Below are 12,310 nucleotides of genomic sequence, written 5' to 3' on the forward strand. Positions count from 1 at the left end.
TTTCGCGCCCTCTTGGCAAACGTGCGTCCTTCAGGAGGCACGCAGCGGGTTGTTGAATCCCTGCAGATTTCCGTGACCCCGTGGGGAACCCGCGTGGCAGAGAGTGCCCGTAGCGGCGCGCCTGCGCGTCGGCGCAGGCAACCTGTGCGAGCGGCCGCATTCAGAAATCGCATATTGCCGGCCATCTCTATTTGTGGAACAATTTTTCGCCTAGACAAATTTCTGGGGCGACTTATTGCATTGCGACGGCAAATATCGTTCCATCCGTTCTTGACCGGATGGAAAATTTCTTGCCGCGTCGGAAATACGAGAACAAAAAAGCAAAACTGGGAAGCAAGCTCATGAAAAAGCTCACGACTCTCTTCGCAGCGACGGCGCTTGCCACGCTGATGGCCGGTTCCGCCTGGTCGAAAACGTTCGTCTATTGCTCGGAAGGCTCGCCGGAGGGTTTTGACCCCGGCCTCTACACGGCCGGTACGACGTTCGATGCCGCGGCGCATACAGTTTACAACCGCCTGTTGGAATTCAAGAAGGGCACCACGGAGACCGAGCCCGGACTCGCCGAGAGCTGGACGATTTCCGATGACGGCCTCGAATACACCTTCAAGCTTCGCCCCGGCGTGAAGTTTCAGACGACCGAATTCTTCACGCCGACCCGTGACCTGAATGCCGACGACGTGATTTTCTCGCTCGAGCGCCAGTGGAAATCCGACCACCCGTGGCACGGCTATGTATCCGGCGCATCCTGGGAATACTTCTCTGGCATGGGCATGCCGGACCTGATCGAAGCGATCGAGAGGGTCGACGACATGACCGTCAAGATCAAGCTGAAGCGCAAGGAAGCGCCGTTCCTCGCCAATCTTGCCATGCCCTTCGCCTCGATCATGTCGAAGGAATATGCCGACAAGCTCGAAGCCGACGGCAAGATGAACCAGCTCAACCAGATGCCCTTGGGCACCGGCCCCTTTGCTTTCGTCGGCTACCAGCAGGATGCGGTCATCCGTTACAAGGCCCATCCGGACTATTGGGACGGCAAGCAGAAGATCGATGATCTGGTCTTCTCGATCACCACCGACGCGGCTGTTCGCTATCAGAAGCTGAAGGCAGGCGAGTGTCACCTGATGCCCTATCCGAATGCGGCCGACGTCGAATCCATGAAGGCCGACCCGAACCTGAAGGTCATGGAGCAGGCCGGCCTCAACGTCGCCTATCTCGCCTATAACACGACCCAGGCACCGTTCGACAAGGTCGAGGTTCGCAAGGCGCTGAACAAGGCGATCAACAAGCAGGCGATCGTCGATGCCGTCTTCCAGGGCCAGGCAACGCCGGCGACGAACCCGATCCCGCCGACCATGTGGTCCTATAACGACAATATCGAGGACGATACCTACGAGCCGGAAGTCGCGAAGAAAATGCTGGAGGATGCCGGCGTCACCAACCTGTCGATGAAAGTCTGGGCGATGCCGGTTGCGCGGCCGTACATGTTGAACGCGCGCCGTGCCGCCGAACTGATGCAGGCCGACTTTGCCAAGATCGGCGTCAACGTCGAGATCGTCACCTACGAATGGGCCGAGTATCTCGAGAAGTCGAAGGACAAGAATCGTGACGGCGCGGTGATCCTGGGCTGGACGGGCGACAACGGCGACCCGGACAACTTCCTCGACACGCTGCTTGGTTGCGATGCGGTCGGAGGCAATAACCGCGCGCAATGGTGCAATCAGGAATTCGACGACCTGGTGACGAAGGCGAAGGAGGCCTCCAGCATCGCGGAGCGCACCAAACTCTATGAAGACGCCCAGGTCGTGTTCAAGCGCGAAGCCCCTTGGGCAACGCTCGACCATTCGCTGTCGATCGTGCCGATGCGCAAGAATGTCGAAGGCTTCGTACAGAGCCCGCTGGGCGACTTTGCTTTCGACGGCGTTGATATTGTAGAGTAATCTTAACAACCGAACCGAAGGGGGCGTTTGCCGCCGGGCGAACGCCCCTCTTCCTTTTTGCCCGGTGGCGCCGCTAGCGAGGCCGCGCACCATGGCATGAGGTTTGACTATGTTCCGATTCTTGCTGGGGCGACTGGCGGTGCTGATTCCGACGTTCATCGGCGTCTCCATCATCGCCTTCTCCTTCATCCGTCTCCTTCCCGGCGACCCTGTGGCGCTGCTTTCGGGAGAGCGGGTCATGTCGCCGGAGCGGCATGCCGAAATATCCCACCAACTCGGCTTCGATCGGCCGATCGTCGTGCAGTATCTCGATTATCTTTGGGGTGTTGTGCGCGGCGATTTCGGCGTGTCGATCGTCACCAAGAGGCCGGTAATCGACCAGTTCTTCGAACTTTTCCCCGCGACGGTCGAACTGTCGATCTGCGCGATCGTCTTTGCCATCGTTCTCGGCATTCCCGCGGGCGTGATCGCCGCCATCAAGCGCGGCTCGGTCATCGATCAGATCATCATGGGCACGGCGCTGGTTGGATTCTCGATGCCGATCTTCTGGTGGGGCCTGCTGCTGATCATCGTCGTTTCCGGCATTTTGCAGTGGACTCCGGTTTCCGGCCGTATATCGCTCATGTTCTTCTTTCCGTCGGTCACCGGTTTCATGCTGATCGACTCCCTCTTGTCGGGGCAGGAGGGCGCGTTCCAGTCCGCCTTCAATCACCTGATTTTGCCGACGATCGTGCTCGGTACCATTCCGCTTGCCGTCATCGCCCGCCAGACGCGCTCGGCGATGCTGGAGGTGCTTTCCGAGGACTATGTGCGCACCGCCCGCGCGAAAGGGCTCTCCACCTTCCGGGTCGTCGGTATCCACGCGCTGCGCAATGCCATGATTCCGGTCGTCACCACGATCGGCCTCCAGGTCGGCGTCATGCTGGCGGGCGCCATCCTGACGGAAACGATCTTCTCCTGGCCGGGAATCGGCAAATGGATGGTCGATTCCGTATTCCGGCGCGACTATGCCGTCATTCAGGGCGGGCTCTTGATCATCGCTGGCGTCATCATGCTGGTGAACCTCGCCGTGGATCTGCTCTACGGCCTTATCAACCCGCGCATCCGGCATTGAGGAGGACGATATGACCGAAGTCACTATCGATACGTCGATATCGACCGATCCCTCCCGCCGGGCGAGGCTCGCCGAGTTCTGGTTCTATTTCTCGGAAAACCGGGGTGCCGTTATCGGATTGGTGTTTTTCCTGTTCCTGGTGGTGCTCGCCCTGGCCGCGCCGCTCGTCGCGCCGCATGACCCGACCATCCAGTTCCGCCAGTCCGTTCTGCTCCCGCCTTTTTGGGAGGAGGGGGGCCGGCTCGAGTTCCTTCTCGGCACCGATGCCGTCGGCCGGGACATGCTCTCGCGCCTCATCTACGGCACCCGCTTCTCGCTGTTCGTCGGCGTCATCGTGACGACCCTCTCCTTGACGGGCGGTATCCTGGTCGGCGTCGTCGCCGGCTATTTCCGCGGCTGGGTCGACACCTTCATCATGCGGATCATGGACATCATCCTGGCCTTCCCGTCGCTGCTGCTCGCGCTCGTTCTCGTGGCGGTACTCGGGCCGGGCCTCACCAATGCCATGATCGCCATCGCCCTCGTCTTCCAGCCGCATTTCGTCCGCCTGACGCGTGCGGCGGTAATGGCTGAGAAAACCCGCGACTATGTCGTCGCGGCAAAGGTCGCCGGCGCAGGGCACCTCAGGCTGATGTTCAAGACGATCCTGCCCAATTGCATGGCGCCGCTGATCGTCCAGGCGACGCTGTCGTTCTCGAGTGCAATCCTCGATGCCGCGGCGCTCGGCTTCCTCGGCATGGGCGCGCAGCCGCCGATGCCGGAATGGGGAACCATGCTCGCGGAGGCGCGCGAATTCATCCTGCGCGCCTGGTGGGTGGTCACGCTTCCCGGTCTCGCGATCCTGTTGACCGTGCTGGCAATCAATCTGATGGGCGACGGCCTGCGTGATGCGCTCGACCCGAAGCTGAAGAGGTCCTGACATGGCGCTACTCGAAATTGAAAACCTCGTCGTCGAATTCCAGACGGCTTCGGGCCTGTTCCGGGCGGTCGACGGCGTGTCGCTCAAGGTCCACGAGCGCGAGGTGCTGGCGATCGTCGGAGAATCCGGGTCGGGCAAATCCGTCTCCATGCTTGCTGCAATGGGTCTCCTGCCTTGGACCGCGAATGTCACGGCGGACAAGCTCACCTTCGACGGACGGGATCTTCTGACCATGTCGGCCGCCGAGCGGCGCAAGATCATCGGCAAGGAGATCGCGATGATCTTCCAGGAGCCGATTGCGAGCCTCAATCCGTGCTTCACGGTCGGTTTCCAGATCGAGGAAGTGCTGCGCATCCATATGCGGCTCGACCGGGCGGCGCGGCGCAAACGGGCAATCGAGCTCTTCGAAGCCGTCGGCATCCCCGATCCGGCCGAGCGCCTCGGCCATTTCCCACACCAGATGTCGGGCGGCCAGTGCCAGCGCGTGATGATCGCGATCGCGCTTGCCTGCAATCCGAAACTCCTGATCGCCGACGAGCCGACGACGGCGCTGGACGTGACGATCCAGAAGCAAATTCTCGATCTTTTGATGAGGTTGCAGGCAAAGCATGGCATGGGTCTCATCATGATCACCCACAATATGGGAGTCGTGGCGGAGACGGCGGATCGCGTCGTCGTACAGTACAAGGGCCGCAAGATCGAAGAGGCGGACGTGCTGTCGCTGTTCGAAGCGCCGAAGAGCAATTACACGCGCGCGCTGCTTGCGGCGCTCCCGGAAAACGCGACCGGCGACCGGCTGCCGACGATCTCCGAACTGTTCAACGATCAGCAGATCCTCGAGGGAGCCGCGCGATGACCCCTGTTCTCGAAGCCCGGAATCTCGCGCGCGACTATCATGTGCCCGGCAGCCTTTTCCGCAAGGCGCGCACCGTTCACGCGCTGAAGGGCGTCAGCTTCACGCTTGATGAAGGCAAGACGCTTGCGATCGTCGGCGAAAGCGGCTGCGGCAAGTCGACGCTCGGGCGCATCCTCACGCTGATCGATCCGGCAACGGCCGGTGAGCTGCTGATCGACGGTCGCAAGGTCGACATCGCCCGGGAGGGGCTGACGTCGGAGATGCGCCGCAAGGTGCAGATCATTTTCCAGAACCCGTATGGCTCCTTGAATCCGCGCCAGAAGATCGGCGATATCCTGACCGAGCCGCTCGTCATCAATACCAAGGTGCCGGCAAACGAGCGCCGCGACCGGGCGATGGCCATGCTCAAGAAGGTCGGTCTCGAGGAGAAGCACTATAATCGCTATCCGCACATGTTCTCCGGCGGGCAGCGGCAACGCGTCGCGATCGCCCGCGCTCTCATGCTCAACCCGAAACTTCTGGTACTGGACGAACCGGTGTCGGCGCTAGATCTTTCCGTCCAGGCGCAGGTCCTGAACCTGCTCGCGGACCTGCAGGATGAATTCCAGCTCACCTATGTCTTCATCAGCCATGACCTGTCGGTGGTGCGCTACATCGCCGATGACGTGATGGTGATGTATTTCGGTGAGGCGGTGGAATATGGCAGCCGCGACGCGGTGTTTTCCGACCCGCAGCATAGCTATACGAAGACATTGTTTGCGGCCACGCCGCGCGCCGACGTGGCCAGCATCAAGGCGCGGCTGGCACGCAAGAATGCGGCCTGAGCCACGTCTCTTTTCGACGGAAGGAGACAACTTCTTGGAGTTCTCCTCCCGATCATGTAGAGCTTCGCCGCCCCGACCGCATGTCCTGCTGAATCGACCGCCAGTTGAGGAAGAGGACATGTCGGGATTGTAGCTGCTGCCGCACCTTTGCGCCTCCGATTGACGCTACGGCGCCGCAGTGAAAAGGCCCTGCGGCGGTCAGCCATTCCCGGCCGGCATATTCCTGCCCGGCCCCAACATCAGGATGAGGATTATGGAAATCAAGCGCTTCGAAACCGGCCCGCGGATGAGCCAGGCCGTTGTACACAATAATACGGTCTACCTGGCCGGTCAGGTCGGCAACGCCGGTGACGACGTCGCCACCCAGACGAAGCAGGCGCTCGCCGAAGTCGATCGCCTGCTCGCGCTTGCCGGCACGGACAAGACGCGCATCCTTTCGGCAACGGTCTGGCTCGCCGATATGGCCGACTTTGCCAAGATGAACTCCGTCTGGGATGTATGGGTCCCGCAGGGTCACACGCCAGCCCGCGCCACCGGCGAAGCAAAGCTTGCGACGCCTGAATATCTCGTCGAGGTGATCGTCACGGCGGCGCTGTAAGACCTGCTGCCATTGAACTAGTCATTGCGGGTACGCCGCCGGTTGCCACGCCGGCGGCGTCTTGCTTTTGCGGCTGCATGTCTTTGTCCTTACGGCGTCGCGCGTCTTTTCGAATCCGCGCAATTCCGAAAATCGATGCGCGAGACCGAGGTGGATTTGAGGGGACGTCGCTTAACAGGAACGATTTTCCGATCGATGCGTTTCTCAGCAACCCCGCATGTGACCGGTGCCTTGCGTACTCTATGGCTTACGCGATGCGGGATGGTGATGGGGTTGGACCACTTACCGTGATGCGTTGCAGTTCCTGAAGGGACAGCTTGAAACAACGGCTTGTCCTGCAAGAGTTACGCATTCGGTTCTCTCGGAGAGACTTCGTTGAAGAAGGTACCGGTGGACACGGAAAAAGACGCAATGGCGCTTGACGCACGCCGGCGCGACGCCCGGAACGTTGTAGCCGACGAGGTTGCTGCGGGCGAGGCCCGGACGGCACTTGCGCCCGGCCATGGGGGCATGGACCCGCTGGTTGTCTGCAGCATAGTGGGCCTGTTCGTCATCGCTTGTGCGTCCGCCCTTTCCGCGCTGGCGGCGGTGCTGGTGCCGATAGCCTTTGCGATCATCGTCGGCATCGTACTGGGCAGGGCGGCGGATGGATTGACCCGCTTCGGCTTGCCGCCGCTTCTCGGCGGCCTGCTTTTGGCGCTCTGCTTCGTCGTCGGATTGTTCTTCCTGGTGAACGCCCTTCTCGTGGCCGTCACGGAGGTAGCGAGCGAAGCCCCGCGACTGGCGGAGAACATCATCGAACGGGTCTTGCCGTTCTTCAATCGCTTTAGCTGGCTGCGGCTGGCGCTCGCCCGAGGGGCAAGCGAGGAGGCGCTCGCCGATGCCGCGGTGGAAAATGCGGGTCCGCTTCTCGGCACCGTCGCCACCAGCCTCACGCCGGCGCTCATTCAAACCCTGGTATTCCTGGCGGCGCTCGTCCTGTTCCTGCTTGGCCGGATCCATCTGCGCAGCACGATCATTCTGGCGGTCCCGAGCCGCGACGGGCGTCTAGGCGCAATCCGGATTATGAATGCGATCGAGGAGGCCCTTACGCGGTACTTCGCGACCACGAGCCTGATCTATATGGCGCTTGGCGTGTTCACGATGGTGATTGCCCTGGTCGGGGGCCTGCCTATGGCGCCGCTCTGGGGCCTCTTCGCCTTCGTCTCGAGCTACATTCCCTATCTCGGGGTGACCTTGATGACACTTTCCCTGCTGGTCGGCGGCTTGATGATCCACGACGCGCTGATCGTTGCCCTGGCGCCGGTGATCGCCTTCACCGTCATTCACCTGACGATGGAGAACCTGATCGTGCCGGCAATCCTCGGCCAACGCTTCGAAATGAACCCGTTCCTCATTTTCATCGCGATCATCTTCTGGACATGGATGTGGGGTGCGGTCGGGGCCATTCTCGCCATGCCGCTTGCGCTGATTGGGATGACGATCTTCGAGCAGGTCCGCGACACGTCTAGCGAGCCTCAACTGCCGGGGTAATGCTACTGCATGTCTCCGTAATCTGACCTTGCTTCCTGCGCGTCTGATAGGATGCGCGGCGCTGTCGGTCGCGAGAATGCAGCCGCCGCGTTTCGTGGCTATCAGCGATGCCCCGCATGGGCCTGTTCGTCGAAAAACAGCGCCTGGCTGATCAGCGCCTTCACCATTTCCGGATTGAACGGCTTGGTTACCAGGAAGGCAGGCTCAGGTTTGTTGCCGGTCAGAAGCCGTTCCGGGAAGGCGGTGATGAAGATCACCGGGACGGCCGCTTCCGTGAGAATTTCGTTGACCGCGTCAATCCCGGAGCTGCCGTCGGCAAGCTGAATGTCCGCAAGCACCATCTTGGGGGATGTCTTGTGATAGAGGTCGAGCGCCTCCTTATGCGTGCGGGCAATTCCCGTCACCCGATGTCCGAGGCTTTCGACCATATCCTCGATATCCATCGCGATGAGCGGCTCGTCCTCGATGATCAGGACATCTGTTGCGACCTGCTGCGAGATTTCTTCCGACGCACTGGAAAGCAGCGTGGAAAATCCGCTCTGGTCAAGAGACATGATTTCGGCCGCCTCGTCCATCGAAAACCCTTCGACCGCGACGAGCAGGAACGCCTGCCGGGGTGCGGGCGCGATCAGCGACAGATTGGCCGCGGCCCTCCGTTCCCAGGCATACGACGACACCAACTGGGATCGGTCGACCTTCAGCTTGTCGAAAAGCGAGCAGAACAGCTTGTAGAGGCCGATTCGGTCATTGGAAGCCGTTGGGAAGAGGCTGACATCGTCGATGAGTTCTTCCAGCACGGCGGCGACATAGGCATCGCCTGCCGCTTGCGAGCCGGTGACGGCCCGAGCATAGCGTCGCAGATAAGGAAGATGGGGCGCAATTCTGGTGGAAAGTGACATTTAGACCTTCCTAAACTATTGTGCGTTACGATCCCGATTTTGCAGACGGTGGGGCATGCGGCGGGATACGTCAAGGTGTCGATCACGTCTTTGGGAATGCGGAGGGAATTGAGCAATCGATGACGGCATTTATCTCGACAGCGGCCGGCACGGTGCGTGGGTTCCCGCAATGAAGGGCTCCTCGAGGGGAGGTACGCGAGGCGCCGAAAGCCGGGATCCCCATGCCCACATCGTGTCGAAGCTGAAGGCGCTCTATGGGGCGGTCGAGGACGAGCCCGTGCCGCAGCATTTCCTCGACCTTCTTCGGCGACTCGACGAGGCCGAACGGAACCACTCGGGCGACTGACGCTCCGGTGCTCCAGGGGCGGGCAGGGTCGCGTAAAACACGCGACGGGCGGGTGCCTGCCTTGCGAAAACCGCTCTGACCCACGCCAACTTCATCCTCGGTTCCGAATTCGAGTAGGCCTTTACAACTTGAACGCACAAAGGTGCTTAATAGCAGATAGTCACGGGGTTACCCATGACTATCTGCGTAGATTCCTCAGGTTTGCGGCAGGCACTGATCGCGGAACCCTGGGACGCTTTCGCGGAAATCCGCTTAGCAGCGGGCGGTGTAGCGGCGGCCGTAGCGGTCGCGATAGATACAATAGCCCGGTTCGCTCGCGCGGCCGATCAAGGCACCTGCAACGCCGCCGACCGCTGCGCCGACCGCAGCACCTTCGACATCGCCGCCCACGACTCCACCGATGATCGCGCCTGAGGTGGCACCGACTGCCGCACCCTTTTCCGTCTGGGTGCAGGCTGCCAAGGGAAGGATGAGAGCTGCAACGAGAAGCATTTTCTTCATGACACGTTCCTATCCTTTGGTTCTACTGATTTAAGAGGATTCCGGATTTGCTTCATCCGGTTTACTGCGAGTCCAAGCCTGCTGTCGCTGAGTGCACGGCGTATACCCGTGGATGTTTGAAGTGACAGCGCAGCGAAGGCTCGCATCCTCTTCTCCCATGTGGATAAAGAGCGCCGCCGCGGCGCTTGTTATCGCCGTGCAAACGCCGAATGACGCCTTTTGTTCCGCGTGTCGAGCGACAGTGGCGCATGCTTGTTGTGAAATCCCGGTCAAGACTAGTTCTGTCTTTTCCGCTCGGCTGTCTCAAGTTCCTCAAGTAGAGCCTGGATCCGCTTGTTGGGCTTTCCTTCCGTATGCGTTTCAAGGTCGCGCATCGTCCTGCCGATATGCAGATTGTGCTTGCGCAAATCCGCTCGGTATCCGGCGATGGTCGCCACTGTCTTCCAGATATGGCGCGAAGGAATCACCATTTCATTTCCAGTGCTTGGTCATGGTCAAACGTCCCGACGAGCCGAAGGTTCCTGCCGCCTGGGTATGTCCTTGGAGCCCGAGAAGGGCATGTTTTGCCGCCATTTGCCCCTGATGTTCAGAAAATCCGAAGTGTCGAGCAGGAGTTTGCTCCCGGAACAAAGATGAGATCCCGCGCGTTTCGAGTTCAGCAACGCAGGCAAGGAGATGGAATATGCTCTACTATGCACTCATCTTTCTAGTTATCGCCATCATTGCCGGTGTACTCGGTTTTGGCGGAATCGCCGGCGCTTCGGCTGGTATAGCCCAGGTTCTGTTCTTCCTGTTCCTCGTGCTCCTGGTGATCTCGCTCGTCGCAGGATTTATCCGACGAACATGATGGAAAGCGTCCGTTTGTAAAGCTGCCGTCTTTTGATAAGCCGCAGGGGCGGTAAAGAAGGGCTAAGTGTGCCACTGCCCCTTTTTGTATTTTGTCGGCGGGCCCGTTCCCTTGCCCTTACCCGCTGGCTTGGCTATTCATGCGAATACCTTTCGCACGCATCCGAATGGCGAGCCCGATGCAGTTCCTGCAAATTATTGTCGAGCGACCCATCCTTTCGAGCCGATGGTCGCTGGCCGTGTTCTATCCCGGACTTGTCGCGGCCCTCGTGCTCTACGGCGTTTCCTTCCTTTTCAAGTTCCTGAAGGCGGTGATCGTTTATGACGGTGCCGATATGATCCTCGCGGTGTCCGGGCCAGGCGACACGGCGCTTGTTGCGGGTCTCGTCGGCGTGGAGATGATGTTCGGGTACGAGAATTTCCTCAGCCGCTTCGGTGAAGCGGAAATAGCGCGGCTATAGCCAATAGTTGAATGTAAGCGGGGCAGGTGTTCATGAAGACTGACATAGTGGTCCTCGGTGCCGGGATCGTCGGCATTTCCGCGGCGATTCATCTGGCGCGGCGTGGAAAGTCGGTGGTGCTTCTCGACCGGCGCGGCCCGGGGGAGGAGACCTCCTACGGCAACGCCGGCCTCATCCAGCGCGAAGGTGTCTTTCCCTACGGCTTCCCGCATGATTTCGGCGCTCTGTTCCGCTACGCGCTGAACAATACCATCGATGCGAGCTACCATTTCCGGGCTCTGCCGGGGCTGGTGCCGTTCCTGGCGCGCTACTGGTGGCACTCGGGCTTTACCCAGCATCGGCGGATCGCCAACCTCTACGCTCCGCTCATCGAGAATTCGATCGCGGAGCATGAGGATCTGATCGCAGCCTCCGGCGCGGGCGATCTCATCTGCAAGAACGGCTGGATGAAGGTGTTTCGCACGGAAAAGGAGCGCGACGCCGCCTACAAGGACGCCGAAGCGCTCTCCGCCGGCTTCGGCGTCAGCCATCAGAAACTTTCTGCCAGCGAGTTGAAGACCATGGAGCCATCCATCCAGGTGGAACTCGCCGGCGGCCTGCGCTGGACCGATCCGTGGTCGATCCGCGACCCGCATGGCCTGAACAAGGCCTATCTCGCCTATTTCCAGTCGCTCGGCGGTCGCCTCGTCTCGGGCGACGCGGCAACCCTCGAGCACATTCTCGAGGGTGCCGGCTGGCGCGTGGCGACACCCGAGGGTCCCATGGAGAGTCGCGAGGTCGTCGTCGCCCTCGGGCCCTGGGCCGATACCGTAACTCGCAAGCTCGGCTATCACTTCCCGCTCGCGGTGAAACGCGGCTATCACATGCATTACGGCACCAGGGACGGTGCTCAGCTCAACAATTGGGTGCTCGACGAGGAGATGGGCTATTTCCTGGCGCCGATGCTGCGCGGCATCCGGCTGACGACCGGCGCCGAATTTGCCCGGCGCGATGCGCCGAAGACGCCGGTGCAATTGACCCGGGCGGAGCGGGTCGCGCGCGAGTTTTTCCCGCTGGCCGAACGCCGCGACGAGGAACCGTGGATGGGGGCACGCCCCTGCACGCCCGACATGATGCCGATCATCGGCAGGGCGCCGAGGCACGAGGGGCTCTGGTTCGCCTTCGGCCATGCCCATCACGGCATGACCCTCGGCCCGGTGACTGGTCGGGCGCTGTCCGAGGCCATGACCGGCGAGAAGACGGTGATTGATATCCTTCCCTACAGGCCCGATCGCTTCCTCGCCTGAGCTTGCAGGGGCGGAATGATCTCGCCGCGCCCGTGCGACAAGCCGATTATGCGAGCGCGAACCGGGGCTTCCCGCGCTCTCCGGCCGCGGCATATCCGCCTCGGTGCGACCGGTCGAAATTTTGTTGATTTCCATCGGAACCAACGAGCGTGTGAGGTGTTTTACCATCGCTGAAGGATAGAGGCGGACG

General features: G+C 60.9%; 14 protein-coding genes. 11 read left to right on the forward strand and 3 right to left on the reverse strand.

Annotated features, from left to right (window positions below):
• The first annotated feature begins 341 nt into the window (after positions 1 to 341).
• From EKH55_RS01550 to EKH55_RS01580, 7 genes are all read left to right on the forward strand, one after another.
• The gene (locus EKH55_RS01550) at positions 342 to 1,937 is read left to right on the forward strand and encodes an ABC transporter substrate-binding protein (RefSeq protein WP_069459980.1); all 1,596 of its coding nucleotides are present in this window, start codon (positions 342 to 344) and stop codon (positions 1,935 to 1,937) included.
• 109 nt (positions 1,938 to 2,046) lie between these two features.
• Positions 2,047 to 3,051, forward strand: coding sequence for an ABC transporter permease subunit (locus EKH55_RS01555; RefSeq protein ID WP_069459434.1), 1,005 nt, complete (start codon positions 2,047 to 2,049; stop codon positions 3,049 to 3,051).
• Between the two features lie 10 nt (positions 3,052 to 3,061).
• Complete coding sequence (locus EKH55_RS01560) at positions 3,062 to 3,970, forward strand: ABC transporter permease subunit (protein WP_069459433.1); 909 nt, start codon at positions 3,062 to 3,064, stop codon at positions 3,968 to 3,970.
• A gap of 1 nt (position 3,971) precedes the next feature.
• A complete protein-coding gene (locus EKH55_RS01565) occupies positions 3,972 to 4,826 on the forward strand; it encodes an ABC transporter ATP-binding protein (protein WP_083265366.1) in 855 nt (284 codons plus the stop codon).
• Positions 4,823 to 5,650, forward strand: a complete 828-nt coding sequence (locus EKH55_RS01570; protein WP_151610853.1) for a dipeptide ABC transporter ATP-binding protein — start codon at positions 4,823 to 4,825, stop codon at positions 5,648 to 5,650. The genes EKH55_RS01565 and EKH55_RS01570 overlap by 4 nt, the downstream gene beginning before the upstream one ends.
• Positions 5,651 to 5,903: 253 nt before the next feature.
• The gene (locus EKH55_RS01575; protein ID WP_069459431.1) at positions 5,904 to 6,248 is read left to right on the forward strand and encodes a RidA family protein; all 345 of its coding nucleotides are present in this window, start codon (positions 5,904 to 5,906) and stop codon (positions 6,246 to 6,248) included.
• Positions 6,249 to 6,638: 390 nt separating this feature from the next.
• Positions 6,639 to 7,781 carry an AI-2E family transporter gene (locus EKH55_RS01580; protein ID WP_425353240.1) on the forward strand — a complete coding sequence of 381 codons (1,143 nt, stop codon included), beginning with the start codon at positions 6,639 to 6,641 and terminating at the stop codon, positions 7,779 to 7,781.
• 101 nt (positions 7,782 to 7,882) lie between these two features.
• Here EKH55_RS01580 and EKH55_RS01585 read toward each other — a convergent pair whose 3' ends face one another.
• Positions 7,883 to 8,680, reverse strand: coding sequence for a response regulator (locus tag EKH55_RS01585; RefSeq protein WP_151610854.1), 798 nt, complete (start codon positions 8,678 to 8,680; stop codon positions 7,883 to 7,885).
• A 169-nt stretch (positions 8,681 to 8,849) separates the two neighbouring features.
• Here EKH55_RS01585 and EKH55_RS29280 point away from each other — a divergent pair, with 169 nt between their 5' ends.
• Positions 8,850 to 9,026 (forward strand): NepR family anti-sigma factor, encoded by a 177-nt coding sequence (locus EKH55_RS29280; protein ID WP_165614726.1) that lies wholly within the window; start codon positions 8,850 to 8,852, stop codon positions 9,024 to 9,026.
• 252 nt (positions 9,027 to 9,278) lie between these two features.
• Here EKH55_RS29280 and EKH55_RS01590 read toward each other — a convergent pair whose 3' ends face one another.
• Together EKH55_RS01590 and EKH55_RS01595 are read right to left on the reverse strand one after the other, a co-directional pair.
• A complete protein-coding gene (locus EKH55_RS01590; RefSeq protein ID WP_069459429.1) occupies positions 9,279 to 9,527 on the reverse strand; it encodes a YMGG-like glycine zipper-containing protein in 249 nt (82 codons plus the stop codon).
• 275 nt (positions 9,528 to 9,802) lie between these two features.
• Entirely contained in the window at positions 9,803 to 9,997 is a 195-nt protein-coding gene (locus EKH55_RS01595) for a hypothetical protein (protein ID WP_069459428.1), read from the reverse strand.
• Positions 9,998 to 10,209: 212 nt separating this feature from the next.
• Here EKH55_RS01595 and EKH55_RS01600 point away from each other — a divergent pair, with 212 nt between their 5' ends.
• The 3 genes from EKH55_RS01600 (at position 10,210) to EKH55_RS01610 (ending at position 12,120) form a co-directional block, all read left to right on the forward strand.
• Complete coding sequence (locus EKH55_RS01600; protein WP_069459427.1) at positions 10,210 to 10,374, forward strand: DUF1328 domain-containing protein; 165 nt, start codon at positions 10,210 to 10,212, stop codon at positions 10,372 to 10,374.
• Between the two features lie 178 nt (positions 10,375 to 10,552).
• A complete protein-coding gene (locus EKH55_RS01605) occupies positions 10,553 to 10,834 on the forward strand; it encodes a YqhA family protein (protein WP_151610855.1) in 282 nt (93 codons plus the stop codon).
• 32 nt (positions 10,835 to 10,866) lie between these two features.
• Positions 10,867 to 12,120, forward strand: a complete 1,254-nt coding sequence (locus tag EKH55_RS01610) for an NAD(P)/FAD-dependent oxidoreductase (protein ID WP_069459425.1) — start codon at positions 10,867 to 10,869, stop codon at positions 12,118 to 12,120.
• The last annotated feature ends 190 nt before the right edge of the window (positions 12,121 to 12,310 follow it).

Source organism: Sinorhizobium alkalisoli (assembly GCF_008932245.1).
Taxonomy (GTDB): domain Bacteria; phylum Pseudomonadota; class Alphaproteobacteria; order Rhizobiales; family Rhizobiaceae; genus Sinorhizobium; species Sinorhizobium alkalisoli.